Origin of the sequence: Arthrobacter sp. 7Tela_A1 (assembly GCF_049311065.1) — a bacterium.
Classification (GTDB): Bacteria; Actinomycetota; Actinomycetes; order Actinomycetales; family Micrococcaceae; genus Arthrobacter_B.
In genome coordinates, this window is sequence record NZ_JAXIOO010000045.1 from 1 (window position 1) to 26,941 (window position 26,941).

General features: G+C 65.0%; 22 protein-coding genes and 2 tRNA genes. 9 read left to right on the plus strand and 15 right to left on the minus strand.

Annotated elements, in window-relative coordinates; genetic code table 11:
* Positions 1–531: 531 nt before the first annotated feature.
* The 3 genes from TVB01_RS14660 to TVB01_RS14670 all read right to left on the minus strand — a co-directional run bounded on the left by TVB01_RS14660 (position 532) and on the right by TVB01_RS14670 (position 3,564).
* Positions 532–1,329 carry an MBL fold metallo-hydrolase gene (locus tag TVB01_RS14660; RefSeq protein WP_422456644.1) on the minus strand — a complete coding sequence of 266 codons (798 nt, stop codon included), beginning with the start codon at positions 1,327–1,329 and terminating at the stop codon, positions 532–534.
* Between the two features lies 1 nt (position 1,330).
* Positions 1,331–2,437: a branched-chain amino acid aminotransferase gene (locus TVB01_RS14665; RefSeq protein WP_422456645.1), complete on the minus strand. Its 1,107-nt coding sequence runs from the start codon at positions 2,435–2,437 to the stop codon at positions 1,331–1,333.
* Positions 2,438–2,499: 62 nt separating this feature from the next.
* Positions 2,500–3,564 carry a 3-isopropylmalate dehydrogenase gene (locus tag TVB01_RS14670; protein ID WP_422456646.1) on the minus strand — a complete coding sequence of 355 codons (1,065 nt, stop codon included), beginning with the start codon at positions 3,562–3,564 and terminating at the stop codon, positions 2,500–2,502.
* 218 nt (positions 3,565–3,782) lie between these two features.
* Here TVB01_RS14670 and TVB01_RS14675 point away from each other — a divergent pair, with 218 nt between their 5' ends.
* From TVB01_RS14675 to TVB01_RS14700, 6 genes are all read left to right on the plus strand, one after another.
* Entirely contained in the window at positions 3,783–5,042 is a 1,260-nt protein-coding gene (locus TVB01_RS14675; protein ID WP_422456647.1) for a sensor histidine kinase, read from the plus strand.
* A 3-nt stretch (positions 5,043–5,045) separates the two neighbouring features.
* Complete coding sequence (locus TVB01_RS14680; RefSeq protein ID WP_422456648.1) at positions 5,046–5,762, plus strand: response regulator; 717 nt, start codon at positions 5,046–5,048, stop codon at positions 5,760–5,762.
* Between the two features lie 14 nt (positions 5,763–5,776).
* On the plus strand, positions 5,777–5,908 hold the full coding sequence (locus tag TVB01_RS14685) for a hypothetical protein (RefSeq protein ID WP_422456649.1): 132 nt from the start codon (positions 5,777–5,779) through the stop codon (positions 5,906–5,908).
* 69 nt (positions 5,909–5,977) lie between these two features.
* A complete protein-coding gene (locus TVB01_RS14690) occupies positions 5,978–6,748 on the plus strand; it encodes an ABC transporter ATP-binding protein (protein ID WP_422456650.1) in 771 nt (256 codons plus the stop codon).
* Between the two features lie 3 nt (positions 6,749–6,751).
* Complete coding sequence (locus tag TVB01_RS14695) at positions 6,752–9,271, plus strand: FtsX-like permease family protein (RefSeq protein ID WP_422456651.1); 2,520 nt, start codon at positions 6,752–6,754, stop codon at positions 9,269–9,271.
* A gap of 139 nt (positions 9,272–9,410) precedes the next feature.
* Entirely contained in the window at positions 9,411–9,920 is a 510-nt protein-coding gene (locus TVB01_RS14700) for a hypothetical protein (protein WP_422456652.1), read from the plus strand.
* A 77-nt stretch (positions 9,921–9,997) separates the two neighbouring features.
* Here the strand turns inward: TVB01_RS14700 and metG are convergent, their stop codons facing one another.
* From metG to ilvD, 8 genes are all read right to left on the minus strand, one after another.
* Entirely contained in the window at positions 9,998–11,557 is a 1,560-nt protein-coding gene (gene metG, locus TVB01_RS14705) for a methionine--tRNA ligase (protein ID WP_422456653.1), read from the minus strand.
* A gap of 74 nt (positions 11,558–11,631) precedes the next feature.
* Complete coding sequence (locus TVB01_RS14710; RefSeq protein ID WP_422456654.1) at positions 11,632–12,993, minus strand: FtsX-like permease family protein; 1,362 nt, start codon at positions 12,991–12,993, stop codon at positions 11,632–11,634.
* A complete protein-coding gene (locus TVB01_RS14715; protein WP_422456655.1) occupies positions 12,990–13,700 on the minus strand; it encodes an ABC transporter ATP-binding protein in 711 nt (236 codons plus the stop codon). Before TVB01_RS14715 ends, TVB01_RS14710 begins: the two co-directional genes overlap by 4 nt.
* A 167-nt stretch (positions 13,701–13,867) precedes the next feature.
* Entirely contained in the window at positions 13,868–15,463 is a 1,596-nt protein-coding gene (gene serA, locus TVB01_RS14720) for a phosphoglycerate dehydrogenase (protein ID WP_422456656.1), read from the minus strand.
* A 159-nt stretch (positions 15,464–15,622) separates the two neighbouring features.
* A complete protein-coding gene (gene ilvC, locus TVB01_RS14725; protein WP_422456657.1) occupies positions 15,623–16,648 on the minus strand; it encodes a ketol-acid reductoisomerase in 1,026 nt (341 codons plus the stop codon).
* 47 nt (positions 16,649–16,695) lie between these two features.
* Complete coding sequence (gene ilvN, locus TVB01_RS14730) at positions 16,696–17,208, minus strand: acetolactate synthase small subunit (protein ID WP_055239688.1); 513 nt, start codon at positions 17,206–17,208, stop codon at positions 16,696–16,698.
* 4 nt (positions 17,209–17,212) lie between these two features.
* Entirely contained in the window at positions 17,213–19,120 is a 1,908-nt protein-coding gene (locus TVB01_RS14735; protein WP_422456658.1) for an acetolactate synthase large subunit, read from the minus strand.
* Positions 19,121–19,582: 462 nt separating this feature from the next.
* Positions 19,583–21,286, minus strand: a complete 1,704-nt coding sequence (gene ilvD / locus TVB01_RS14740; protein ID WP_422456659.1) for a dihydroxy-acid dehydratase — start codon at positions 21,284–21,286, stop codon at positions 19,583–19,585.
* Positions 21,287–21,457: 171 nt separating this feature from the next.
* Between ilvD and TVB01_RS14745 the strand changes: the two genes are divergently transcribed.
* Positions 21,458–21,898 (plus strand): hypothetical protein, encoded by a 441-nt coding sequence (locus TVB01_RS14745; protein ID WP_422456660.1) that lies wholly within the window; start codon positions 21,458–21,460, stop codon positions 21,896–21,898.
* An 18-nt stretch (positions 21,899–21,916) separates the two neighbouring features.
* Here the strand turns inward: TVB01_RS14745 and TVB01_RS14750 are convergent, their stop codons facing one another.
* From TVB01_RS14750 to bcp, 3 genes are all read right to left on the minus strand, one after another.
* A complete protein-coding gene (locus TVB01_RS14750) occupies positions 21,917–22,873 on the minus strand; it encodes a 2-hydroxyacid dehydrogenase (protein ID WP_422456661.1) in 957 nt (318 codons plus the stop codon).
* Between the two features lie 79 nt (positions 22,874–22,952).
* Positions 22,953–23,034 (minus strand) — tRNA-Leu (locus TVB01_RS14755).
* A gap of 53 nt (positions 23,035–23,087) precedes the next feature.
* Complete coding sequence (bcp, locus tag TVB01_RS14760; RefSeq protein ID WP_422456662.1) at positions 23,088–23,555, minus strand: thioredoxin-dependent thiol peroxidase; 468 nt, start codon at positions 23,553–23,555, stop codon at positions 23,088–23,090.
* Positions 23,556–23,710: 155 nt separating this feature from the next.
* Here bcp and TVB01_RS14765 point away from each other — a divergent pair, with 155 nt between their 5' ends.
* Positions 23,711–24,211, plus strand: coding sequence for a MarR family winged helix-turn-helix transcriptional regulator (locus TVB01_RS14765; protein WP_422456663.1), 501 nt, complete (start codon positions 23,711–23,713; stop codon positions 24,209–24,211).
* Between the two features lie 165 nt (positions 24,212–24,376).
* Here TVB01_RS14765 and TVB01_RS14770 read toward each other — a convergent pair.
* A tRNA-Lys gene (locus tag TVB01_RS14770) sits at positions 24,377–24,449 on the minus strand.
* Between the two features lie 761 nt (positions 24,450–25,210).
* On the opposite strand from TVB01_RS14770, the gene TVB01_RS14775 reads away from it, so the two are divergent.
* A complete protein-coding gene (locus TVB01_RS14775) occupies positions 25,211–26,905 on the plus strand; it encodes an ABC transporter substrate-binding protein (RefSeq protein WP_422456664.1) in 1,695 nt (564 codons plus the stop codon).
* Positions 26,906–26,941: the final 36 nt, after the last annotated feature.

Below are 26,941 nucleotides of genomic sequence, written 5' to 3' on the forward strand. Positions count from 1 at the left end.
CAGCCCACGGGGTGGGCCGAACAGCCAGTTCAACCAATCAAAATAATTGGTATCAATAAACTTGGCACACTATTGAGTTCTCAAACAACAGTCGCATCCGGCCTACTCAGAAAAACCATTTCCGTTTCCGGCTGATTCTTTTTCTTTTCGCACCGCTGCGGTGTTTCATAATTCTATTTCATCGTTCCGGTTTTAGCAATTCGGCGGATTTCCGTGGAAATCGTTTCGAACCGGTCAAACCATCACTCCGAACCGCACGAAAGCATCCGGATTTTCTCCGAATGATTTGTGTGGGTTTTGTTTCCATTCCGACCATTCGCGGTCGGTGGCAACTCGCTCTACTTTACACACCCCGGGCAGTTCCCGCAACCTGGCAGGAATGTGTCTCCCCGCACGGCTCCGGTTGCCCTGATGCCCGCTCCCCCGGTCCCGGGTTCACCGTTCTTCCGTGGAAGCGCTAATCCATTTTAGGGAGTGGGAGGCCCCTCGATGCAAGTCCTGCAGCGGTGCCGGTGCTCACATGCCGGCGGCTCAGCCGGCAACGCGCAGATACTCCAGCTGTGCAGCGACCGAAAGCTCCGCGGCGCCCCTCACCGAGGCGGGTACATCCGCATAAACAGCGTCGGTGACTTCCTGCACGGAGGCATCGGCGCCAAGTTCTTGGAGGGCGGCCCGGATCTGGGCCAGGCGTTCATCCCTGTGGTCCCGGTACGTCAGGACCACGGACTCCAGGTTTTCCAGGTCAGGTCCGTGCGCCGGCAGGACTACAGCCGGACCGAGCGCACCCAGCTTCTCCAGGCTGGCCATAAAGTCCTGCAGGGTGCCGTCCGGGTAATCCAGCACAGTGGTGCCGCGTCCCAGGATGGTGTCCCCGGTCAGGACTGAACCGTTGGTGCCGTCTTCCGGGAGGAAGAAGCACACCGAGTCGGAGGTGTGTCCGGGCGTAGCAAGGACCTGGATTGTGGTGCCGCCGGCCTGAATGGCCTCGCCGTCGCGCAGCGGCTCGCCGCCGAAGCAGAACGCAGGGTCTGCGGCCCGCACCGGTGTGCCCGTCAGTTCATGGAACCGCTGGGCGCCTTCGGTGTGGTCGGGATGCCGGTGCGTGATCAGCACCAGCTCAACGTTCCCGGACGCAGCCAGAGCCGAGAGGTGCACCTCATCCGCCGGTCCCGGGTCAACAACCACAGTGGATCCGCCCTCTACGGCCGCGATGATGTAGCTCTTGGTGCCGTCCAGGCTCATGGGCCCGGGGTTGTCGGCCAGCCGGTACCGGGCGAGCGGGGTGCTGCGCACGATTTCGCCCGGCGCCGGCTGAACCGAAGCCGCCATCCTAGGCAAGCCGGGTCAGCCAGCCGCGGGTGTCTTCCACGGCACCGGTCTGGATGCCAAGGAGTTCCTCGCGGATGCTCATGGTCACGTCGCCTGCAACAGCGTCTGCGGAGCCGATGGTCTCCGTCTCGGACTTCAGCTCACCCACGGGTGTGATGACTGCGGCCGTACCGCAGGCAAAGACCTCTGTGATCTCGCCGGAGGCAACGCCGTCGCGCCATTCATCGAGAGTGATCTTGCGTTCTTCGACCTGCAGGCCCCGGTCCCGGCCGAGCTGGAGGACCGAGTCCCGGGTCACCCCGTGGAGGATGGTGCCCGAGAGTGCCGGGGTCACCAGCCGGCCGTCACTGAACACGAAGAACACGTTCATGCCGCCGAGCTCTTCGACTGCGTTGTCGTTGAATTCGTCCAGGAAGAGCACCTGCTTGCAGCCGTGGGCCTCGCCTTCCATCTGGGCGATCAGCGATGCTGCATAGTTGCCGCCGCACTTGGCTTCGCCGGTTCCGCCGCGGCCGGCGCGGGCGTACTTGGTGGAAAGCCAGATCGAGACGGGCTTCAGCTCGCCGCCGAAATAGTTTCCGGCGGGCGAGGCGATGACCCGGTACGAGACCTCGCGTGCGGGGCGGACACCCAGGAAGGGTTCGGTGGCGATCATGAAGGGGCGCAGGTACAGCGACTCCCCGTCACCGGAGGGAACCCATTCCCGGTCAACTGCGGCCAGCTGGCTGATGGACTCCAGGAACAGCTCCTCCGGCAGTTCCGGAAGGGCAAGGCGCCGGGCCGAGGCGTTCAGGCGTGCAGCGTTGGCCTCGGGGCGGAACGTCCAGATGGAACCGTCAGCGTGACGGTAGGCCTTCAGTCCTTCGAAGATTTCCTGGCCGTAGTGCAGGACCGCTGCGGCCGGGTCCATGACGATGGGACCGTAGGGCTCAATACGCGCGTTCTCCCAGACACCAACGCCGGTCTCATCCGCGCGGTAGTCAATGACTGCGGTGTGGTCCGTGAAGTGGTTACCGAATCCCGGATCCGCAAGGACCGCTGCGCGTTCCTCTTCGGACTTGGGCTGGGCGGATAGCTTCTGGGTGAACTCCAGAGCGCTGACAGACATTATTCCTCCACGGTGAACGGCCGTGCCGTTCGACGTTCCTATTGATCGGGTCACTGTTGAGCTTATGACACAGCTGCGGCGATCGCATCGCCGATTTCCGCGGTGGTGCGCGTATTTCCTGCACGGGACGCGACGTCGGACTCCACCGCCTGCTCCACCCGCTCGGCTTCGGCGTCGAACCCGAGGTGGTGCAGCATCAGGGCTGCGGAAAGGATGGCAGCGGTCGGATCGGCCTTCTGCTGGCCGGCAATATCCGGGGCCGAACCGTGGACCGGTTCGAACATGGACGGGAAGGTTCCCTCCATATTGATGTTTCCTGAGGCAGCCAGGCCGATTCCGCCCGTGACGGCAGCGGCGAGGTCGGTGATGATGTCGCCGAACAGGTTGTCCGTGACGATCACGTCGAACCGGGACGGGTTGGTGGTCAGGAAGATGGTGGCAGCGTCGACGTGGAGGTAGTCGGTCTCGACGTCCGGGAACTCCGCTGCTACGGACTCGAAGGTGCGCTTCCAGAGGCTGCCCGCGTAGACCAGCACGTTGTGCTTGTGCACCAGGGTGAGCTTCTTGCGCGGGCGTTCGCTGGCGCGCCGGAAGGCGTCGCGCACCACCCGCTCGACGCCGTGGGCAGTGTTCAGCGAGACCTCGGTAGCGATCTCGTGTTCGGTTCCGGTGCGCAGCGATCCGCCGTTGCCGGCGTAAGGTCCTTCGGTGCCTTCGCGGACCACGATGAAGTCGACGTCGCCGGGATTGGCCAGCGGGCTGGCAACCCCGGGGTAGAGCTTGGACGGGCGCAGATTGATGAAGTGGTCCAGGCTGAACCGCAGCTTCAAGAGCATCTCGCGCTCAATCAGGCCGGAGGGCATCTGCGTGTCACCGGGGGCAGCACCGACCGCTCCGAAGAGGATCGCGTCGTGGCCCTTGAGCGCCTCGAGGGTTTCGTCCGGAAGGGTTTCTCCCGTCCGGAGCCAGTGTTCGGCGCCGAGCTGGTACTCGGTCAGCTCGAACCGGGCGGGTCCGTCCTGCGTGACCGCTTTGAGGACCTTGACGGCCTCGGCAGTAACCTCGGGACCAATCCCGTCACCGGGAATGACGGCCAGGGAAATAACCTTCGACGCTTCTTCGCTCATACGGCAATTCTAGGAACCGCGTCCAGATAGCGGGCAACACAGTTCACATAATGAGACGCACGACGGCGGGACGCGGTCCCCGCTGTCCGTCCAGGTGCGGTGTGCAACGGGCCGGGGCAGGCTGGAGCCGTGCCGGTCCCCGGTCGCAGTGGCGGCTCCCCAAGTTCAGACCACGGCATGACGCCGTGGGCTCGCCGGCACCCCTAAAGTTGTTGTTCATGCTCCTGCACCAACGAATCTATGCCTGGACGCAGGCCAACCCGTTCAAAGTGGACCTGGCCGGTGCAGTCCTGGCCACCCTGGTTTTCGCCTTTCCGTTCCTGTTAGGCGGCTCCGGCTCGCTGGTCGAGTTTGTCCTTTCCGCAGCCATCACCATGCCTCTCGCCTGGCGGCGCACCCGCCCCGTGCCGGCAGCTGCCGTACAGGCGGCTGCGTGCCTGATCCAGCTTCCCGCGGTCCCCGTCACCGGACTGTTTGCGGACGTCTTCGTCCTCGCCATGGTGTACGCGCTGGCCGCCTACGCACCGCGCTGGGCCAGCCTGGCGGGCCTGCTGCTGGCCATGGCCGGCGGTGTGCTCTTTGTACTGCAGTACTTCTTCCTGCCCTCGCTGCAGGGCGGCACCCTGACCATGCAGCTGGGCGGGACAGCCATAGCGGTCTATCTGGTTGGCATCGTCTCCATCGAAGCGATCGTGCTGGTCTGCTGGACCCTGGGCGACCTGACCCGGACCCGCCGCCTGGCCATGGAATCGCTGCGCGACCGGGCCCGCCGCCTTGAAGTGGAGCGGCAGCAGGAACGGGACCTGGCAGCAGCGGACGAGCGGACGCACATCGCCCGGGAAATGCACGACATCGTGGCGCACTCGCTGTCGGTGATCATCACGCAGGCCGACGGCGCCAGGTATGCGAGCGCAGCGGACCCGGACATCGCGGTCTCGACGCTGGGCACCATCGCCGAGACCGGGCGCGGTTCGCTCCGGGAGATGCGGCGCCTGCTGGGGGTCCTGCGGGGGGATGAGCATTCCTCCACCCGCCCGCTGCCTACCCTCGCAGACGTCGGCGATCTGGTGGAGGGCGTCAAGCGCGCCGGACTGGACGTTCAGGTCAGGACGGCAGGTTCCATGCGCCGGGCGCTTCCGGCAGGTGCTGAGTTGACGGCCTACCGCGTGATGCAGGAATCCCTGACCAACGTGCTCAAACATGCCGGCCCCCAGGCCCGGGCATGGGTGGATCTCGAGTGGACGCCCCGCGGCCTGGCACTGACGGTCCAGGACGACGGACGCGGTGCCGGAGCGGACCAATCCCCCGCAGCCGCTCCCGGCCTTCTGGGCGGAAAGGCGCCGCAGGCCGCCGGTTCCGGACAGGGAATCAACGGAATGCGCGAACGCCTGGCCCTCTACGATGGAACGTTGGAGGCCTCCCCCGCACCAGGCGGCGGCTTCCGCGTCGCCGCATTCATTCCCTACACGGAGGCTTGATCCATGAGCACCCCCTCCCCCGAAACCGGGGAAGCCGTTCCGATCCGGGTCGCCCTGGTCGATGACCAGCAGCTGGTCCGCGGCGGCTTCAAGATGCTGGTCAACTCCCAGCCCGACCTCACCGTGGTGGCAGAAGCCGGGGACGGCGCGGAAGCCGTCCGGGTCCTGGGACAGGTAACCGCCGACGTCGTCCTGATGGATGTGCGCATGCCTGGCCTGAACGGGATCGAGGCCACCGAACGCATCCTGGAACGCGCCGGCCGGGGGGACGGTGAAACTCCGGTCAAGGTCGTCGTCCTGACAACCTTCGACCTGGACGAGTACGCCCTCTCAGCTATCCGGGCCGGTGCCAGCGGTTTCCTGCTGAAAGACGCCCCGCCGGAGGAACTGCTGGAGGCCATCCGGACTGTTTACCGAGGAGATGCGGTGATAGCGCCGTCGACCACCCGCCGCCTGCTGGACCATGTGGCACCCATGCTGCGCGAACCCACTGCCGAGGTCAGCCGGCACGCGGCAAGCGTGGAAACGCTGACTCCCCGTGAGCGCGAGGTGTTCACGCTCATTGCCGGCGGACTCTCCAATCCGGAGATTGCCGCCACGCTCTTCCTTTCCGAAGCCACGGTTAAGACGCACGTCGGACACATCCTGGCGAAACTCGGCGCCAGGGACCGTGTGCAGGCTGTTGTGATCGCCTACGAGACCGGTATCGTCGCCCCTTAACCAGGAGGTGGCCCGTGGCTTCCCTGAACGATGTCCGCTCCCCGCAGCTGATCCTGGCCCGGCTGGCGCAGGTGGACAGGGACGAACTCCAGGAACTGCTGCTTGAGTCCTACCGGCTGGCCGGCCCCCTTCCACCCACGGGATGAGACGGCGGCAGGAATAACCCAACCGCCCTCCGATGCCGGGGCTTGGCCACGGACCATAGCGTTGAGGGCATGACAACCCTTACTGAGCATTCCTCCGTTCCGGGCCCCGGCAGCTCCACGGCTGCCGCCGCCGCGCTGGCACTAAACAAGACCTACGGAAAAGGCGACACCGCCGTCCACGCGCTGCGCAACGTTGACGTGAGCTTCCAGACCGGGACCTTCACCGCCATCATGGGCCCCTCCGGCTCCGGCAAGTCCACACTGATGCATTGCCTGGCCGGCCTGGACTCTGCTGACTCGGGCCAGATCTGGATTGGCGGCACGGAGATCACCTCCCTCAAGGACGCGGAGATCACCCGCCTGCGCCGCGAGAGCGTCGGCTTTGTCTTCCAGTCCTTCAACCTGGTTCCCACGCTCACTGCCGAGCAGAACATCACCCTTCCCGTCGCCCTGGCCAATGGAAAAGTGGACGCTGCCTGGCTGCAGGAAATCACCCGCACGCTTGGTCTCGAGGGGCGCCTCAAGCACCGGCCGCACGAGCTCTCCGGCGGCCAGCAGCAGCGCGTGGCCGTGGCGCGGGCCCTGCTGACCCGCCCGCACGTGGTGTTCGGGGACGAGCCCACCGGCAACCTGGATTCCCGCTCCGGTGCTGAGGTGCTTTCCCTGCTGCGCCGCTCCTCCCGCGAAATGGGACAGAGCATCATCATGGTGACCCACGATCCAGTGGCCGCATCCTATGCAGACCGCGTGGTCCTGATGAACGACGGCGAGCTGGTGGGCGAACTCTCCCAGCCCACACCGGAGAGCGTCCTGGCAGCCCTCACGAAGCTGGGGGCATAAGCCGTGCTGCAGGTAGCCCTGGCGCAGGTGCGCCTGAATGCGCGCCGGTTCATCGCCGTCGCCGTGGCCGTGACAATCGCCGTCGGTTTCCTGACCGCCACATTGATCATCAATTCCTCGTCGAAGGCATCCCTGACCCAGAGCGTTGGGCAGTCCTTTCGGAACGCAGACCTGGTGGTCTCCTCCAATTACGACGAGGTAACCGAATCGTTCCCCGTCCTGGACGACAGGATCGCAGACCTGGCGCGCAGCACGGACGGAGTTGCTGATGCCTACACGGTTCGGCATGCTTCAGTCAGCGTCCGTGACGGCGACGGTACCTCCTATGCGCAGCTGTCGAACATCCCGGCGGACGCTTCCCTGCTCCCGGTCGGCGTCGCGCAGGGCAGCCTGCCGGCACAGGCCGGAGAGGTGGCGGTCGACCAGGTGACTGCCGACCGCCGGGGTATCACTCTCGGCTCGGTGCTGCCGGTAGCCTCGGCCATGGACCTTGCCGAAGATGCCCCCGAATCGGAACTGACCGTGACAGCACTGGTTGAGTCCTCTGTGGACCCGTCAATGATGGGGGCGGCACAGCTGTACGCCGTGGACACAACGGTGCTCCAGTTCGCTGACGCCGAGCGCGGGTACAGCACGATCCTGCTTGCCCTCGGCGAGGACGCCTCCGGCTCTTCCGTGCAGTCCTCCCTCTCCGAGGCACTTACCGGTGCGGGCATCAGCTCCGTTTCGGTGCGGACCGTTGAGGAAGAAACCACCGAGCTGATGGCCGGCCTTACCGACGGCCAGGACAGCCTGACCGTCATCCTGCTTGCCTTCGCAGCGGTCGCCCTGCTGGTCTGTGCCCTGGTCGTTTCGAACACGTTCTCAGTGCTGGTGGCCCAGCGCACCCGCGAGCTTGCCCTGCTGAGGTGCATCGGCGCCCGACGGGCACAGATCCGCCGTTCCGTGCTCGTCGAAGCCCTGCTGGTGGGGATCGTGTCCTCCGTGGCCGGCGTGCTGGCGGCGGTGGCCCTGGTAGGCGGAATCGTCGCCTACCTGCAGACCCTGCCGGAGAGCGGTTTCGCTACCCTCGCCGTTCCGCCGACGGCGGTTGCCGCAGGCTTCGCTGCCGGCGTCATCCTCACCGTCCTTGCTGCACTGGTGCCGGCCCGCGCCGCCACCGCCGTCGCTCCGCTGGCCGCCCTGCGTCCGGCCGATGACGTCCGCGCCGGTACCCGCCGGGGACGCGTCCGATTGGCCTCCGGGCTGGTGCTGATTGCAGCCGGCGCTGCACTGCTGGCCTTGGGCGCCACCGACGGGGACCTGGTCATCGCGCTTCCGGGCGGAATCCTCAGCTTCGTCGGAATCCTGATGTGCTCCACGCTTTTCATTCCGCCGCTGGTCCGCACTGTTGGTCTCCTGGCCTCGCCCCTGGGTGTTCCAGGCAAGCTGGCAGCCGTCAACGCAGTACGGAACCCGCAGCGGACGTCCGCAACCGCCTCGGCCCTGCTGATCGGCGTCACGCTCGTAGTCATGATGATGACGGGTGCCGCCACCGCCAGGAGTGCCTTCAACGACACACTCGCCGGCGAGTTCCCGGTGGACGTGACCGTCCGCGGAGCCCTACCCGTTGAGTCGCCGTTCACCGGAAACGACGCGGCTGCCGCTGCCGCGGTGGAGAACGTGGAACAGGCGGCGTTGCTGCCCCTCGCCGGGCTGTTGGGCAGCGGAGGGGAAGAAACCCCCGTCTATTCCCTTGATGCCGCTGACAGCTCCGTCCTGCTGGATGCCTCCATGGTCCCCGTGGACGGTGCCATCATGATGCCCCAGGGAACACAGGCACAGACCGTCACGGTGCGGGGAGCCGCCGGGGACGTGGAATTGGACGTTGTGACTTCGTCGAGCCGTTCTTTCCCCGCCCTTGTCTCAGCCGAGACGGCCCGGACGCTGGGCGGTGTACCGGAGCAGCAGACACCGGAACGCTTCCAGCCGCAACCGCTGCTGTGGCTTGCCGTTGCCGATGGCCTGAACACCTCGCAGATCCTGGAACTCCAGTCGGCGCTTGCCGAGGCGCTGAACATTGAGGAATACCAGATCATGGGTTCCGTCATCGAGCGGGCCGCCTACGAGCAGGTGATCGACGTCCTCCTCATGGTGGTCACGGGATTGCTGGGAGTCGCCGTCGTTATTGCCCTGGTGGGCGTGGCCAACACTCTTTCGCTCTCTGTGCTGGAACGCACCCGGGAATCTTCCCTGCTGCGGGCCCTGGGACTGACCAGACGCCAGCTGCGGGGGATGCTGGCGCTGGAAGCCGTGCTGATCGCGGGGGTCGCCGCGTTGTTCGGGCTCGGCCTCGGCGCGGTGTACGGCTGGCTGGGCGCCCAGTCCGCGCTTGGTGCCTTCGCCGACGTGGCTCCGGTCCTGCCCTGGGCACAGCTGGGCGGAGTGCTGGCGGTGGCCGTGGCGGCCGGGCTGGCGGCCTCGCTGCTTCCGGCGCGCCGGGCCGCGCGCCTCTCCCCTGTGGCCGGGCTGGCAGCCGACTAGCCGAAACCCAGGCGAGCAGGCGCGCGGGGGCGCCAAAGGGACGCCGCCTCGCGTTTTGTCCGCCTGATCTGCAAAGATACAAAGCACACTGATAATCCCGGCGCCACACCGCCGTACCGGAAGCAGAGAAGGAGCCGCAATGCCGCAGACAGCGACCGGAAGGACACCCCGGCACGAGTCACTGGCCGCCTACCTGGATGACCACCTGCTCGCCGCCGAAACCGGGGTCCGGCTTTTCAAGGCAGCCCGGAAGACGTGGGAGGGCACGGAGCACGAAAAGGTCTTTGCGCAGCTCGTCGAACAGATCTCCGACGAGCGGGACGAGCTGGAAACCCTCATTCTCGCCCTTGGCTACCAGCGCAATCAGATCAAGAAGGCGCTGGCATGGGTCGGGGCTGCCGTCGGCCGGACGGGCCCGATCAATCCGCTCGGTACCGGCAGGGGCCCCACCGGACAGCTGGAGCTGGAAACCCTGCAGGCGATCGTACGCGCCAAGGAATGCCTGTACCGGACCTTGCTGGTCCTTTCGGCCCACGACCACCGGTTCCATGCCCCGCGGATCCGCGAGATGCTCGAGCTCGCGCAGCAGCAGCAGGATGCCGTGGCCAAGGTCATGGAAGAAACCGTTCCCGCCCGTTTCCTGACCTAACCCCCCTGTTTCACCGAGATAGCAGAAACTGCACGTACCAGCGCCGGTACGTGCAGTTTCTGTTATCTGGATGGGGGTTACTCGGCCGGTTCCTCGTACTTCGGGAAGATCGGCGCCGGAGCGGGCAGTTCGGTGCCCGGGACCAGCGGGGAGCCGAGCGCTGCGAAAGCGCGGGACTCGCCGTCGGGCTGGCCCAGCACATCCAGCAGCTTGCCGGCACTGCCTGGCATGACCGGCTGGATGAGGATGGCGACGATCCGCAGCACTTCCAGCGTCACGTACAGCACGGTGTTCATGCGCTCGACGTCGGTCTTCCGCAGCACCCACGGAGCCTGCTCCGCGAAGTACGCATTGGTATCGCCAAGAACCTTCCACGTCGCTTCAAGCGCACCGTGGAAATCCTGTGCGTCGTAGGCCTCGCGCGAAACCTGCAGCAGCTTTCCGGCGGCTTCGAGCAGCGCTTGGTCCTCTGCGGTGAACTCCCCCGGCTGCGGAACAGCGCCGGCGCAGTTTTTGGCCACCATGGAAAGGGACCGCTGGGCGAGGTTGCCCAGGTTGTTGGCGAGGTCGGAGTTCATCCGGCCCACCACGGCCTCGTGGTTGTAGGAACCGTCTGCACCGAAAGGCACTTCCCGCAGCAGGAAGAAGCGGACTGAATCCAGTCCGTACTGGTCGGCCCAGTCCTTGGGCGCCACTACGTTGCCCAGCGACTTGGACATCTTCACGCCCTTGTTGTGCAGGAAGCCGTGAATCATGATCCGCTTGGGCAGTTCCAGCTTGGCGGACATGAGGAACGCCGGCCAGAAGATGGCGTGGAAGCGGGAAATGTCCTTGCCGATCACGTGCACGTCTGCCGGCCAGTACTTCTTGAAGGTTTCACTTTCGGTGTCGGGGAAGCCGACGCCGGTGAGGTAGTTGGTCAGCGCGTCCACCCACACGTACATCACATGGTCCGGGTTTCCGGGAACGGGTACGCCCCAGTCGAAGGTGGTGCGGGAGATCGACAGGTCCTCAAGGCCACCCTTGACGAAGCTGATGACCTCGTTGAACCGGGAGCGCGGTGCAGCGAAATCCGACTGGGACTCATACAGCGCCAGCAGCTTGTCCTGGTAAGCGGAGAGGCGGAAGAAGTAGCTTTCCTCCTCCGTCCAGGTCACCTCCGTGTCGGTTTCCTTGGAGTAGCGCACGCCGTCTTCGCGGACTTCGGTCTCGTCTTCGCTGTAGTACGCCTCATCGCGGACTGAATACCAGCCGGAGTACTTGGACAGGTAGATGTCGCCGTTCTCCTCCATCCGCTTCCAGATGGCCTGGGCTGCGGCATAGTGGTCGGCGTCAGTGGTGCGGATGAAGCGGTCATAGGAGGTGCCCATGTCCGCTTCCATCTGCTTGAAGGCCGCGGAGTTCCGGTCCGCCAGCTCCTTGGCGGTGATGCCTTCCTTGTCCGCGGACTGCTGCATCTTCAGCCCGTGCTCGTCCGTACCCGTCATGAAGAACACGTCGTAACCGTCCAGCCGCTTGAAGCGGGCCATGGCGTCGGTGGCGATGTGCTCGTAGGCGTGCCCGATGTGCGGCTGGCCGTTGGGATAGGAGATGGCTGTGGTGATGTAGAACGGGGTCTTGGAGTCGGTTGAAGTCACATTAGAAAATTACCCTGTTTCGGCGGGGCTTGTCGCTTCGGGTCAGGCTTCACCCCGGCCCGAAGCAACGTGCGTCACTGTGCGTCCCGCTCCAGCACCGACGTTAGTACCGGGGAGGTGGCTGCCAGCCCGGCACGCACCAGGAGAATGCCGACCACCACGCAGCCGGCCAGGAACGCCATGGCCACGGGGTTGAAGAGTATCGCCGCACCGGTGACGGGGAACAGCAGAACGGCAGAGACGGCCGCGGAAGCGGCGCTGACCAGCACCACCGGCTGCATCACTGCACCGGTGCGCGCCGCGTCAATAACTTCCCTGGGCATTCCCATCCGGTGCAGGCTGCGGTACAGCTCTGCCCGGTCGAGGACCGTCGCTGCCTGGTTGATGCCGGCGGAGCAGGCCACCATCAGGAAACCGGCGATGACGGTAATGAAGACTCCGGTCATGACGTCCTGGAGCAGGAAGTCTTCCGGCCCTTCGGACTGCGCGGTCTGCAGCAGTGCAGCCCCGGCACCGGCCACGACGGCGGTGAAGCACACCATGGAGAGCGCACTGACCTGCCGCCAGGCGGCCTTTGGTGCATCCAGTACGATTCGGGCCGCGAGCAGTGCCTGCGGGGTGGCGGCCCGATGCAGGCGCCGCTTCGCCGAAACAGTTACCAGCCACGGCCCCACCAGGTTCAGGACAGCGAGGCCTCCTGCGAAAGCGCCGAAGAGAACGGCCAGGGCCAGCGCCGCCGCACCGACGGGCGTCAGCAGGGCTGCGATACAGAGCACCACGATGAGCACCGCAATGCCTGCGCGTGACCAGTGGACTTTCTGCGCATCGGCGCGGGTACGCACGCCCAGCGGAGAGATAACCACCCGGCGCAGGCTGATCACTGAGCTCACCACCGCAAGGGCGACGACGGCGGCAACGCCTGCGACGGCGGCTGCCGGATGAAGCCAGTAGGCACTGCCCAGCGGAGCTCCGCGGAAGTGGATGAGCTGCACGAACGGTGCGAACACGACGTAACCCAGTACACCGGCCAGGGCACCGGCGAAGGCCTGCGCTGCGGCTTCGAGGACCGTTACCTGCCTGACTGTCCGGGCAGTGGCACCGAGCAGCCGCAGGGTGGACAGGTGCTCGTCCCGGCGGCGGGCAGACAGGCGCGCCGCTGAACCGCCCAGGGTCAGAAGCGGCAGCACCAGGAGGATGAGGGCAAAGCCTGCCAGCAGCAGGTACAGGGACCCTTCGTCATCTCCCCACTGGGTGAAGGACAGCGCCCCGGCGAGCACCGTCAGCAGCAGGGTGGTGACGACGGCGAAGGACGCTGCGGGCAGCAGTGCGGCGGCAGATCCTGAGGTGCCTGGCCGGTTCAGCAGCCACGTAAGCCGCAGTGGCACCGCCCACGGGGAGGCATCCACAGCACGCACCAGGACGGAAGAGGCACTCATCGGGCCACACCGGCGGTATCGGCCACGATCCGCCCGTCGGCCAGCGTCACGACCCGTCCGCACCAGCGGGCAACCTCCGGGTCATGGGTCACCACCACCAGTGCGCGTCCGGTTCCGGCTACGGACTGCAGCAGCAGCGCCATAACGTCTGCGGAAGTACGCGAGTCCAGTGCCCCGGTGGGTTCGTCGGCGAACAGCACCCGCGCTCCGTTCACCTGGGCCCGGGCAATTGCCACCCGCTGCGCCTGCCCGCCGGAAAGTTCACCAATCCGGCGCCCCTCCATCCCGGCGAGCCCCAGTGCGGCAAGGGCCGCGGCGGCCGCGTGTTCGGAGGCGGGGCGCGGAGTACCGTTCAGCATCAGGGCCAGCGCTACGTTTTCTCCGGCTGTCAGTTCGGGGATCAGCAGGCCCTGCTGGAAGACAAATCCAAACTCGGTGCGGCGCAGCGCGGACCGAGCCTCATCGTCCAGCGAGGTGACTTCCACGGACGCGGCCCCGGCATACCGAACGCTTCCTGCATCCGGGAGCACAATTCCGGCCAGGCAGTGCAGCAGGGTGGTCTTACCCGAACCGGAGGCACCCATGACAGCGGTCGCTTCGCCGGGCCGCACCTGCAGGCTGACACCGGCCAGCGCGGTCGAGTTTCCGTAGGACTTGGTCAGGTTGGCGGCCGCAAGCAGGGGCTCGCCGGGCAGGGAATCACTCATGGATCCATCCTGTCCCGGAGGCAGCCTGCCGCACATCGCCTTCCGGCCTGAATTGGGAGGCATCGGCGTCGTACTGAGGGTGGAGACCACGCCGGACGCAATGCTCCCCCGGACGCAGGAAAGGCCGGCTCCAAACGGAACCGGCCTTTCCTCACATCAGGGCGAAATCAGTCCTGCAGGTCCACTTCCCGTGCCACGGTTGCACCGATGGCGTCGCGGACGGATTCAAGCACGTCCTGCGGCACGGAGGAATCCACCGTCAGCAGGGACAGCGCCTGGCCGCCCTCGGAGTTACGGGCCACCTGCATGCCGGCGATATTGATGTCTGCTTCACCCAGGATCCGGCCCAGGGCGCCGATGACGCCGGGACGGTCCTGGTAGATCAGCACCAGCAGGTGCTCGCTGATCGGGATTTCCAGATCGTAGCCGTTGACGCCAACGAGCTTCTGGATCTGCTTCGGACCGGTCAGCGTGCCGGAGACCTCCAGCTGGGTGCCGTCAGAGAGGGCACCGCGGATGGTGAGCAGGTTGCGGTAATCGTCGACGTCGGGCGTAGTGAGCAGGCGGACTGCAATGCCGCGCTGTTCAGCCAGCACCGGCGCATTCACGTAGGAAACCTGCTCCGAGACGATGTCCGTGAAGATGCCCTTCAGCGCTGCCAGTTCCAGTGCCTTGACGTCCAGTGACGCGATCTCGCCGGCCACCTCGATGTCGATGGCGGTCACAGAGTCGGAGGACAGCGCAGTGAAGATCCGGCCCAGCTTCTCGATCAGCGGGATACCCGGGCGGACGTCCTCGGCGATGACGCCGCCGGCGACGTTCACGGCGTCGGGCACCAGTTCGCCGGCAAGTGCCAGGCGGACCGACTTGGCGACCGAAATTCCGGCCTTCTCCTGGGCTTCGTCCGTCGAAGCGCCCAGGTGCGGGGTCACGATGACGTTGTCCAGTGCCATGAACGGCAGGTCCGTGCTGGGTTCCTTGACGAAGACGTCGACGCCGGCACCGGCGATCTTGCCCTCGGTCAGGGCCGTGTAGAGAGCCTCTTCATCCACGAGGCCGCCGCGGGCGACGTTGATGACGTAAGCGGTGTCCTTCATCTTCTCGAACGCTTCCGCGCCGAGCATGCCCAGGGTCTCGGGGGTCTTGGGCATATGGATCGTGACGAAGTCCGACTGCTCCAGCAGCTCATCCAGGGTGACCAGCTTGACGTTCAGCTGGGCAGCGCGGGCAGAGGTGATGTAAGGGTCGTAGGCCAGGACCTCGGTGCCGAAGCCCTGGACGCGGGCGGCAACCAGGGCGCCGATGCGGCCCAGTCCGATGATGCCGACCTTCTTTTCGAAGAGCTCGGTACCGCTGTACTTCGAGCGCTTCCATTCCCCGCCCTTGAGGGCGTTGGAGGCCTGCGGAATGTGGCGGGCCAGGGAGAGGATATGGCCTACGGTCAGTTCAGCCGCGGAGATGATGTTCGACGTCGGCGCGTTGACGACCATGACGCCGGCCTGGGTGGCCGAACGGATGTCAACGTTGTCCAGGCCCACGCCGGCACGGGCAATGACCTTGAGTTTCTTGGCGGCCGCAATCGCTTCGGCGTCGACCTGGGTGGCTGAGCGCACCAGGATCGCGTCGACGTCCTCAATGGCGGACAGCAGCTGGGAACGGTCTGCTCCATCGGTCTGGCGGATCTCGAAATCGGGGCCGAGGGCCTCAACCGTGGCCGGGGAGAGCTCCTCCGCGAGGAGTACTACTGGTTTGGTGGCAGTCACCGATGACCTCTTTAGCTGTGTGTCGATGTGGTTTTGGGTATTTCACGCCGGAGGCCGGACCCTTGTGCAGGGCCCGGCCTCCTTACCGAAACGGCTTGCTTTTTAAGCGTAACGCTCGGGTTCGGACACGAATAATCCGTGTCTTTGTTACTGGCGGAACTAGCGCGCGACGTTGCCTTCGGTGTAGTCGTCATCAGACTTGATCCAGGAGAAGAGCTTGCGCAGTTCGCGGCCGGTGGCCTCGATCGGGTGGTCCTCACCCTTCTGGCGCAGTTCCTTGAACTCCGGAGCGCCGGCATCCTGGTCATCGATGAAGCGCTTGGCGAAGGCACCGTTCTGGATGTCCGCGAGGACAGCCTTCATGTTTTCCTTCACCTCGGGGGTGATGACGCGCGGGCCGGAGACGTAGTCGCCGTACTCGGCAGTGTCGGAGACGCTCCAGCGCTGCTTGGCGATGCCGCCCTCAACCATCAGGTCCACGATCAGCTTGAGCTCGTGCAGCACCTCGAAGTAGGCGACCTCCGGCTTGTAGCCGGCTTCGGTCAGGGTCTCGAAGCCGTACTGGATCAGCTGGGAAGCGCCGCCGCAGAGGACAGCCTGCTCGCCGAACAGGTCGGTTTCGGTCTCTTCGGTGAAGGTCGTCTCGATGACGCCGGCACGGGTACCGCCAATGGCCTTGGCGTAGGAGAGCGCCAGGTCCTTGGCCTTGCCCGAGGCATCCTGCTCCACGGCGATCAGGTCGGGAACGCCGCGGCCTGCTTCGAACTCGCGGCGCACGATGTGGCCCGGGCCCTTCGGAGCAACGAGGGCGACGTCGACGTCGGCCGGGGGCTGGATGTAGCCGTAGCGGATGTTGAAGCCATGTCCGAAGAACAGGGCGTCGCCGGACTTGAGGTTCGGGGCGATCTCTTCGGCGTAGACGAAGCGCTGGACCTGGTCCGGGGTGAGGACCATGATCAGGTCCGCCTCGGCAACGGCGTCGGCAACGCTGAGGACCTTCAGGCCTTCGGCTTCTGCCTTGGCACGGGACTTGGAGCCTTCCTTGAGGCCAACGCGGACATCAACACCGGAGTCGCGCAGGCTCAGGGCGTGTGCGTGGCCCTGGCTGCCGTAGCCGATGACGGCGACTTTGCGTCCCTGGATGATCGACAGGTCGGCGTCGTCGTCGTAATACATGTCAGTCACTGAAATATCTCCTGTTTGGGGTCTTGGATGAAGGTTGTGGTGGAGCCTCAGGCGCTGCGCAGCGCGCGGTCACTCATGGACTTCGCGCCGCGGCCAACTGCCAGGGTTCCGGATTGAACAATTTCGCGGATGCCAAAGGGCTCCAGCACTGACAAGAGTGCATTGAGCTTATCGGCGGTGCCTGTTGCTTCAACGATCAGGGAGTCTGTGGACACATCTACCACTGAAGCACGGAACAGCTCGGCTGCCTGGGTTACCTGCAGCCGGGTTGCGGCATCCGCGCGAACCTTGACCAAGATGTGGTCGCGTTGCACGGAAGACTCGGGAACCAGCTCGACGATTTTGATGACGTTGACGAGCTTGTTCAGTTGCTTGGTGACCTGCTCCAGCAAGTCACCCTCGGCTTCGACGACGACGGTAATGCGGGAAAGTCCCGCAACTTCCGACGGGCCGACAGCCAAAGAATTAATGTTGAACGCCCGGCGGGCGAACAGGGACGCGACCCGGGTCAGGACACCGGGAACGTCTTCAACCAGCACGGAAAGGGTGTGGCGTGCCATGTCCCTACTCCTCCTCTTCCCAGGTGGGCGTCATGTTGCGGGCAATCTGGATGAGGTCATTGCTGACCCCTGAGGGGACCATCGGCCACACCATCGAATCACGGCTGACCACGAAGTCGATGACAACCGGCCGGTCGTTGATTTCCAGTGCCTGCTTGATCGTGGCGTCGATGTCCTCTTCGCGTTCGCAGCGCAGGCCCACACAGCCGTAGGCATCAGCGAGCTTGACGAAGTCCGGAACGCGCACGGTGTCATGCCCGGTGTTCAGGTCGGTGTTGGAGTAGCGGGACTCGTAGAAGAGCGTCTGCCACTGGCGCACCATGCCCAGGGAGGAATTGTTGATGATGGCCACCTTGATCGGGATGTTGTTGATCAGGCAGGTTGCCAGTTCCTGGTTGGTCATCTGGAAGCAGCCGTCGCCGTCGATGGCCCAGACCACCCGGTCCGGGTTGCCCACCTTGGCGCCCATGGCCGCGGGAACGGAGTAGCCCATGGTGCCGAGGCCGCCGGAGTTCAGCCAGGCGCGGGGGCGTTCGTATTTGATGAACTGGGCGGACCACATCTGGTGCTGGCCCACTCCTGCCACGTAGACGCCCTCCGGGCCGGTGAGTTCACCGATCCGGCTGATGACGTGCTGCGGGGCAACATGTCCGTCTTCGGGTTCCGTCCAGCCGGTCGGGTAGGTCTCCCGCAGGCGGGAAATCACCGACCACCAGGGCGCGATGTCCGGGGTTCCGGTCGCCTCGAACTGGGCCCGCACAGCTTCGGTGAGTTCGGGAATGATCTCCTTCACGGAGCCGACGATCGGCACGTCAGCTGTCCGGTTCTTGGAGATCTCCGCCGGGTCGATGTCCGCGTGGATGACCTTGGCACCGGGGGCGAAGGAGCTGAGGACGCCGGTGACCCGGTCATCGAAACGTGCGCCGAGGGTGATCAGCAGGTCGGACTGCTGCAGGGCAGTAACTGCGGACACGGATCCGTGCATGCCGGGCATGCCGACGTGCTGCGGGTGCGAATCCGGGAAAACACCGCGGGCCATCAGGGTGGTCACCACCGGAGCGCCGACTGTTTCGGCAAGTTCCAGCAGTTCAGCCGAGGCATCGGCCTTCAGGACGCCGCCGCCCACGTAGAACACAGGCCGCTGTGCTGCCGCGATGAGGCGGGAGGCTTCACGTACCTGCTTGGAGTGGCCGCGGACGACGGTGCGGTAGCCCGGCAAGTCGATCTTCGGCGGCCAGGAGAACGTCATCTTCCCCTGCTGCGCGTCCTTGGTGATGTCTACCAGGACGGGGCCGGGGCGGCCGCTGGTGGCGATGTGGAACGCCTCGGCGAGCACCTTGGGGATGTCTTCGGCATTGGTCACCAGGTAGGAGTGCTTGGTGATCGGCATGGTGATGCCGACGATGTCCGCTTCCTGGAACGCGTCGGAGCCGATCACGGCACTGGAGACCTGGCCGGTGATGGCAACCATGGGCACGGAGTCCATGTGTGCGTCAGCGATCGCGGTGACCAGGTTCGTGGCGCCGGGGCCCGACGTCGCAATGCAGACACCTGCGCGGCCGGTGACCATGGCATAGCCCTCGGCAGCGTGGCCGGCACCCTGTTCGTGCCGCACGAGGATGTGGCGGAGCTTGGTGGAGTCCATCAGCGGATCGTAGGTGGGCAGGATTGCTCCGCCCGGGAGGCCGAAGACGTCGTCGACTCCAAGTTCCTCCAGTGACCGGACGATGGCCTGCGAGCCGGACATCTCGGTGGGCGGTACTACGTTGTTCGGACCCTGGACGCGCGTGTCCAGCGCCTCAGTCTGCGCCGCAGCAGAAAAAGCAGCATCTTTGGTCTTGGCATGCACGGCCCGTGCCGGGCTTGCCTTCTGTGCCATCAGCGAGGGGCTGATCGGCGATCCCTTACTCATTGGAAACTTCCTTTGCGGATACATATCCAGTTGTTCTGATGCGGCGGCCGCCCGGGCGGTAAGTCCGGAGCAGTCTTTGTGCTTTCTGAAGCCAATAAAAAAACCCCTCGTGCCTGTTGGCTCCGTAGGGGTCCGCGCGTGACGTCTTTTTCAAGTCGGGCTGTTACGCCACGCGCTCGGTAAGGACGACGGTTACGATCTGCATGAGTTCAGTGTTCCCCTCCCCCGCTGACGGTGTCAACCGGAGACCATTCCGTCTCATTATATGAGACGAATCAGTCCGCCCTCTGGACACCACGCCGCAACGGCCATGCCCCGCCCCCACAAGGCGGCAGGGCTCCCACTCCGCGTTAGCGGGTTTTAAGCCCCGCCCCCACAAGGCGGCAGGGCTTAATAAGGTTGAAACCCTGTAGGGGCCCCCATCGGAAGGCGCTCTGGACGCCTTCCGATTGGGGAAGGGTTTCAACCGCAGTAAGCCCCGGTGGACGCGGAGTTGACCATCTTGGCGTACTTGGACAGCACACCCTTCGTGAATTTGGCCGGCAGCGGCTCCCAGCCGATCTTGCGGGCTTCGAGCTCTTCGGGCTCTACCAGCAGGTCGAACGTGCGGGCCGCGATGTCTACGCGGATGCGGTCTCCGTCCTTGACGAAGGCGATGGGGCCGCCGTCGACTGCTTCGGGAGCGACGTGGCCGATGCACAGGCCGGTGGTGCCGCCGGAGAAGCGGCCGTCCGTCAGCAGCAGCACATCCTTGCCCAGGCCGGCACCCTTGATGGCACCGGTGATGGCGAGCATCTCGCGCATTCCCGGTCCGCCTTTGGGGCCTTCGTAGCGGATGACGACGACGTCGCCGGCGTGGATGTCTCCGGCATCAAGTGCGTCCAGCGCACCCTGCTCGCGTTCGAAGACGCGGGCGGTGCCCTCGAAGACATCGGCGTCGAAACCGGCACTCTTGACGACGGCGCCTTCCGGAGCCATGGAACCGTGCAGGATGGTGATGCCGCCGGTCTTGTGGATCGGGTTGTCCATCGCGCGCAGGACCTTGCCGTCGGGATCCGGCGGATTGATCGAGGCAAGGTTCTCCGCCACGGTCTTTCCGGTGACGGTGAGGCAGTCGCCGTGCAGCAGTCCGGCGTCGAGCAGTGCCTTCATGATGACCGGCACGCCGCCGATCTTGTCGACGTCGAACATCACGTAGCGGCCGAACGGCTTCAGGTCACCCAGGTGCGGGATCTTGTCGCCGATGCGGTTGAAGTCCTCCAGCGTCAGGTCCACTTCGGCCTCACGGGCGATGGCCAGCAGGTGCAGGACGGCGTTGGTGGAGCCGCCAAAGGCCATGGTCACGGCGATGGCGTTCTCGAAGGCCTTCTTGGTCATGATGTCGCGGGCAGTGATGCCCTTGCGCAGCAGGTTGACCACGGCTTCGCCGGACTTGCGGGCGAACTCGTCGCGGCGGCGGTCGGCCGAGGGCGGAGCAGCGGAACCCGGCAGGGACATGCCGAGCGCCTCGCCGATGCAGGCCATGGTGTTGGCGGTGTACATGCCGCCGCAGGCGCCTTCGCCCGGGCAGATGGCACGTTCGATGGTGTCCAGGTCCTTGAGGCTCATCTTGCCCGCGGCGCAGGCACCGACAGCTTCGAAGGCGTCAATCAGGGTGACTTCCTTCTCGGTGCCGTCTTCAAGCTTGGCGAAACCGGGCATGATCGATCCGGCGTAGAGGAAGACGCTGGAGAGATCCAGGCGGGCAGCGGCCATCAGCATGCCGGGCAGGGACTTGTCACAGCCGGCCAGGAGCACCGAACCGTCAAGGCGTTCAGCCATCATGACCGTCTCCACCGAGTCGGCGATGACCTCGCGGGAGACCAGGGAGAAGTGCATGCCTTCGTGTCCCATGGAAATGCCGTCGGACACTGAAATGGTGCCGAACTGCATCGGGAAACCGCCGCCGGCGTGGACGCCTTCCTTGGCACCCTGGGCCAGGCGGTTGAGGGACAGGTTGCAGGGGGTGATTTCGTTCCAGGAACTCGCAATGCCGATCTGCGGTTTGGCGAAGTCGTCATCTCCCATGCCAACGGCACGGAACATGCCGCGTGCAGGCGCCGCATGGATTCCGTCAGTTACCACTCGGCTGCGGGGTTTGATGTCAGGGGTGTTCTCCATGCTCATACTCAAAATCCTATTCCTTTGCCCCGCCTGCCTGCGCATCGCCGCCCCGCACATCTAAAAGGAGCCTGCTTTGTTACGCGCGGGTTACGTTCAGCGGACGGCAGGATGAAACCTGCGCCCCGCCAGCCGCCTTCTCCCCCGCCGGGGCTCCCTGTCCATACACTGGGGAGCATGACACTGGAATCCGGACTGCCAGAAGACCCAGCCAGCGATGCCCTGAAAGCCTCGCTCCGCCGGGTGTTCGACTCCCAGATTCCCAATTACGGCGATTACAACCTTGTCTGCGCCACCCCGGCCGCAGGCTCTTCCGGATTCTTCGTCCTGGGCTACCGCTGGCGCCCGCCGGAGCTGGTCTTCGCGCCGTTCTCGGTGGATTCAATGGAAAGCGTGGATCCGCCCACGTCGGTGAACTCCACCAACCTCTCGCACGCGGACGAGGTGGCCCCCGAGAGCTACGAAGTCGGGACGACGGCGGGGCGTGTCTTCCGCTTTTCGGTCGTGTCCCAGCCAGAACTGCCTCCTGCAGGCGGCGGATCTCCCCGGCGGCTGGAACAGGACGGGGACTGCGAGGATTTCAATTCGTTCCTGGACACCTTCCTGGAACTCGGCTGAGCGGAAGGCCGTAAGCGCTTAGGCCCAAGGACCGCGCTGCACAAGGTTCAGCGGCTCGCGCCCCTCGGCCAACCGGGTTACCTGGCGGTGCAGGAATCCCTGGATCCGCGGGGTGAAGGCCTCAGAGTTGCCTCCAACATGCGGGGTGATGATCACGTTCGATGCCTTCCACAGCGGATGGTCCGCCGGGAGCGGTTCGGGATCAACGACGTCGAGCGCTGCCTTCAGCCGCCCGGACAAGATTTCCGCTGTCAGCGCCCCGGTGTCTACGACGCCGCCGCGCGCGACGTTGACGACCAGCGCTCCGTCGGGCAGCGCGGCCAGGATCCGGGCATCAACCAGGTGTCGGGTCTGTTCGTTCAGCGGTGTGATCAGGACCATTACGTCCGCGGAAGCTGCAAGGTCAACGAGTTCGTCCGTGCCGTGCACATGGCCGTACCCGTCGTCACGCGCCTGGCTGCCCACCCGTGTCAGTTCGACCTCGAAGGGTTCCAGGCGGGCCGCGATTTCCCTGCCAATCCCGCCGACGCCAACCAGCAGGATGCGCCGGTCCGCCAAGCCCGGATAGCGGCTGGGATTCCAGCGGGCCTCCTGCTGGTCCCGCACCGCCGCATCGATGCCCCGCAGCGAAGCCAGCATCAGGCCAAGCGCGAGTTCGGCGGTCGCTGCTGCATGGACGCCGGCTGCGCTGGCCACCGCGGTGCCGGTTCCCACAAGTTCGGGCAGGCCGTCATGACCGGTGGTCTGGGCCTGGAGGAGCTTGAGGTCCGGGACCCGCGCAAGGCTCTCCTGCCAGGCCTTGCCTCCGGTGTAGGGAGCTACCACCGCATCGATGTCCGCATACTCGATCCCGTCCGGATCGCCGTCGAAATCCCAGACCGCGGCGCTGATTCCGGCGGGAAGCGGCTGGAGCGCCTCGTAGAGTTCGGCGGTGGGCACGGTGATGGTGCGGATTTTCTGGGGCTCTGGTGACATGCCCAAAGCCTAGCGGTGCAGCCGGCGGCTCCGGCAAACGAAAACGCCCCGGTCCGGAGACCAGGGCGTTTTGCTCATGTGCGCGAGGAGGGACTTGAACCCACACGTCCGAAGACACTGGAACCTAAATCCAGCGCGTCTGCCAATTCCGCCACTCGCGCGCGGCCCGGCCGGGATTCCCCGGCCAGAGGCCAGCCCTTAGTCTACCTGAGAATCAGTCGAGACCGAGATCACGACGGAGTTTCGCAACATGTCCGGTCGCTTTGACGTTGTACTGGGCAAGGGAGACTTTGCCTTCCGGGTCCACGACCACGGTGGAACGGATCAGGCCCTCGTAGACCTTGCCGTAGTTCTTCTTCTCCCCCCACGCTCCATACGCTTCGGCGACGGCGTGGTCGGGATCGGAGAGCAGCGGGAAGGTCAGTGCTTCGTCCGCTGCAAACTTGGCCAGCTTGTCCACGTTGTCCGGGGAAATCCCCAGCACGGCGTATCCGGCCGATGCCAGGGAATTCAGGTTGTCCCTGAAGTCACAGGCTTCCTTGGTGCAACCCGGGGTCGCGGCGGCAGGATAGAAGTACACGATGACGCTGCGGCCGCGCAGGTCCGCCAGCGAAACGGTCGAGGAATCCGACGACGTCAGGTTGAAATCGGGCGCGGCGTCACCAACGGAAAGTCTGGGCATGAGTCAGGGGCTCCTTCAAATATCGATTGGGCAACGGCTGTGTCACAGCAGGACAGCAGGCTTGCGAATGGCTATCCTAGATAGTGGATTTGTAGGCTATCCGAAACGCCGCCCGAATCCGCACTCGAAAGGGAGAGTTCAGTTTTATGCCGGATATGGAGCATTGGCCAACCGGTCGCCTCTTATCAACCGCCGCCCGCCTCGTTGAGCATGCGTGGAACGAGCGACTGGTCCGTATAGGAGTGACCCATGCGGGCGTTATCGCCCTGGGTGTCTTGGATTCGCAGGGACCCATGACCCAGGCGCACCTGGCCCAGCTGGTAAGGGTCCAGGCGCAGACGATGGGCAAGACCCTCGCCCGCCTCGAAACGCACGGTCACGTGACCCGCGTTCGGAACGACCTCGACAAGCGAAGCCACATGGTCTCCATCACGCCCTCAGGGAGGCAGGCACTGCAGGAGGCCCAGGATATTGAGCGCACCCTGCTCGACGGCGGCGAACTGCTTTCCGAGGACCTCCGCGGGCAGCTGAGGAAGGTCATCCGCGAACTTGGCAATCCCCGCTGGCAGATGGCCGTGGACGTTCCCGGACTTCCTGTTCCGCTGGACGCACCCCTCGATCCGGCTCCCGGGCTTCCCGCCCAGCAGACGGCCTAGGCCCGCCTGCCCCGAACCACAGCTTGATGAGAAGGCACGCCCGCGCGGCGTGCCTTCTCTGTTTAAACGCGGCCGCAGCTGCCGCTTCGGAGCAGGCACGCACAAAAGCCAGAGGCCCTGCCCAACCGGCCGCGGCCGGTCCGGACAGGACCTCTGGTTACTCTGTGCACCCCCCGGGACTTGAACCCGGAACCCATTGATTAAGAGTCAATTGCTCTGCCAATTGAGCTAGAGGTGCTGGCAGTCTTGGAGGTTTCAACAGCCCGAATTTCGGCGTTTCTGCGTCCGCAACGACATGAAACTCTACCAGCAGTTTTCAGCAAAAGCGAAATCCTGGCCCCTTTGAGAGGCGTCTCACACTGCGTCCGGTCCAGGCCTTCGGCGCGGATCATCGGAAGGCACCACCAGCTCCCCCGGCAGGCCCCGCCATTCAGGCCCGTTGTGCACTACCCATGTTCTGCGCGGGCTGCCCGCATCTGCGTCCAGCGCAATCACTTCGACGGTTTCCTCCCCTCCGCCTGCAGGCCCTTCCTTCCACCCTGGAAGGGTTTCTTCTTCCGCCACCTCCTTAACGGCCGTGACTGTGTCCGCGGAACTGCCTGATCCGCGTCTCCCGTCCGCAGGACGTGCGGCTCTGCCGATCACAGGGTGGCGGAGCATTCTTCGGACCATTGCGCCGGCTCCGGCTGCCGCTGCGCCCAGGACTGCTCCCGCTGCCAGCGCCGCGAGGGCAGGCGCAGTTCCCGCCGGGCGGTGTGCACATGGAGACGGACTCACCTTTCGAAGCTACGGCGGCTGTGCCCCTGTGTCCATGGATTCACTCCGGACTGCCCGTTCGCGCGCGTAACCGAATTGTGACCGGGCCCAGCATGCTTAGCGTCCCAAAGCATGCGCGGTGTGCCAGTAGGCTCTGACCATGGATTTGTGTTTCACAACACAAACGTGCGCTGCGGTCCGACCGGCCGCAGTGATAGTCACCGCCCCAGAGGAGATAGAACAATGACCCTTGCTGGCAGATTCACTCTCAGCCGGTCTGCCCGGCGACGGGCTGCCGCCCTGACTGCCGGCCTGGCCATGAGCGCTCTTGTGCTCTCAGGCTGCGCCGAAAGTAACCGCGATGCCGCAGATGACGGCGCCACTGCCTCTGAGGTGGACGGCACGTTCGTCTTCGCCGCATCCTCGGACCCCAAGACACTGGATCCTGCTTTCGCCTCCGACGGCGAATCCTTCCGCGTCAGCCGGCAGATCTTCGAAGGCCTTGTCGGCGTCGAACCCGGAACCGCGGATCCGGCGCCGCTGCTCGCCAAGTCCTGGGAAACCTCCGAGGACGCCCTGACCTACACCTTCGCCCTCGAAGAAGGTGTCACCTTCCACGACGGCACTCCGTTCAACGGCGAGGCCGTCTGCGCGAACTTCGACCGCTGGTACAACTTCACCGGCATCCAGCAGGCCGAAAGCCAGGCCTATTACTACAGCAAGCTTTTCAAGGGCTTCGCTGACAGCCCCGAGAACGCCACGTACGAATCCTGCGAAGCTACCGGCGAGAACGAAGCCGTGGTGACGCTGGCAAAGCCGTTCGCCGGCTTCATCGCGGCACTGTCCCTCCCGGCCTTCTCCATGCAGAGCCCCGCGGCCATGGAAGAGTTCGCCGCTGACGATGCCTCCGGCACCGCAGAGGCACCGGAGCTGACCGAATACGCCAAGTCGCACCCGACCGGTACCGGCCCCTTCAAGTTCGAGGGCTGGGAAGTCGGCAACCAGATCAAGCTTTCCGCCAACGAGGATTACTGGGGCGAGCAGGGACAGGTCACGGACATCATCTTCCGCGTCATCGATGATCCCAACTCCCGCCGCCAGTCCCTGCAGTCCGGTGACATTGACGGATACGACCTGGTGGCCCCGGCCGATACCCAGGCACTGGCCGACGCCGGCTTCAAGGTCATCCCGCGTGATCCCTTCACCATCCTTTACCTGGGCATGAACCAGAAGGTCGAGCAGCTTGCCGACCCGCTGGTCCGCCAGGCGATCGCCCACGCGATCGACAAGGAAGCGCTGGTCAACCAGACCCTGCCCGAAGGCACCAAGGTTGCAACGCAGTTCATTCCCGACGTCGTCAACGGCTACAACGAAGACGTCACCACGTACGAGTACGACCCCGAGAAGGCCAAGGAACTGCTCGCCGAAGCCGGTTACCCGGAGGGCTTCACGGTGGACTTCAACTACCCCACCGGTGTCTCCCGTCCGTACATGCCGACTCCCGAGCAGGTGTTCTCCAACATCTCCGCACAGCTGGAGGAAGTGGGCATCACGGTCAATCCGCAGCCGAGCAAGTGGTCCCCGGACTACCTTGACCGTGTGCAGGCCACTGAAGACCACGGCATCCACCTGCTGGGCTGGACCGGCGACTACAACGACACCGACAACTTCGTGGGAGTGTTCTTCGGTCAGGAGAAGCCGGAATTCGGCTTCAGCAACCCGGAGATCTTTGAGCAGCTCGAGGCAGCCCGCCAGGTGAGCAGCCTCGAGGAGCAGACCCCGATGTACGAGAAGATCAACGACGACATCGCCAAGTTCGTCCCGGCGGTACCGCTGGCACACCCGGCGCCGTCACTCGCCTTCTCGGACCGCGTGGATTCCTACCCTGCCTCCCCCGTCAACGACGAAGTGTTCAACCAGATCAAGCTCAACAAGTAGCGGCGAACCGGGCCGGGATCCAGCGCTGCTGGGTCC

Coding starts and splice junctions, on each gene's coding strand:
- TVB01_RS14765 (WP_422456663.1), top strand. CDS start 23,711: ATGGAGCATTGGCCAACCGGTCGCCTCTTATCAACCGCCGCCCGCCTC.
- TVB01_RS14675 (WP_422456647.1), top strand. CDS start 3,783: ATGCTCCTGCACCAACGAATCTATGCCTGGACGCAGGCCAACCCGTTC.
- ilvD (WP_422456659.1), bottom strand. CDS start 21,286: ATGAGCATGGAGAACACCCCTGACATCAAACCCCGCAGCCGAGTGGTA.
- TVB01_RS14690 (WP_422456650.1), top strand. CDS start 5,978: ATGACAACCCTTACTGAGCATTCCTCCGTTCCGGGCCCCGGCAGCTCC.
- bcp (WP_422456662.1), bottom strand. CDS start 23,555: ATGCCCAGACTTTCCGTTGGTGACGCCGCGCCCGATTTCAACCTGACG.
- TVB01_RS14775 (WP_422456664.1), top strand. CDS start 25,211: ATGACCCTTGCTGGCAGATTCACTCTCAGCCGGTCTGCCCGGCGACGG.
- TVB01_RS14710 (WP_422456654.1), bottom strand. CDS start 12,993: ATGAGTGCCTCTTCCGTCCTGGTGCGTGCTGTGGATGCCTCCCCGTGG.
- TVB01_RS14745 (WP_422456660.1), top strand. CDS start 21,458: ATGACACTGGAATCCGGACTGCCAGAAGACCCAGCCAGCGATGCCCTG.
- TVB01_RS14660 (WP_422456644.1), bottom strand. CDS start 1,329: ATGGCGGCTTCGGTTCAGCCGGCGCCGGGCGAAATCGTGCGCAGCACC.
- TVB01_RS14750 (WP_422456661.1), bottom strand. CDS start 22,873: ATGTCACCAGAGCCCCAGAAAATCCGCACCATCACCGTGCCCACCGCC.
- TVB01_RS14680 (WP_422456648.1), top strand. CDS start 5,046: ATGAGCACCCCCTCCCCCGAAACCGGGGAAGCCGTTCCGATCCGGGTC.
- ilvN (WP_055239688.1), bottom strand. CDS start 17,208: ATGGCACGCCACACCCTTTCCGTGCTGGTTGAAGACGTTCCCGGTGTC.
- TVB01_RS14670 (WP_422456646.1), bottom strand. CDS start 3,564: ATGAGCGAAGAAGCGTCGAAGGTTATTTCCCTGGCCGTCATTCCCGGT.
- TVB01_RS14665 (WP_422456645.1), bottom strand. CDS start 2,437: ATGTCTGTCAGCGCTCTGGAGTTCACCCAGAAGCTATCCGCCCAGCCC.
- TVB01_RS14735 (WP_422456658.1), bottom strand. CDS start 19,120: ATGAGTAAGGGATCGCCGATCAGCCCCTCGCTGATGGCACAGAAGGCA.
- TVB01_RS14700 (WP_422456652.1), top strand. CDS start 9,411: ATGCCGCAGACAGCGACCGGAAGGACACCCCGGCACGAGTCACTGGCC.
- TVB01_RS14715 (WP_422456655.1), bottom strand. CDS start 13,700: ATGAGTGATTCCCTGCCCGGCGAGCCCCTGCTTGCGGCCGCCAACCTG.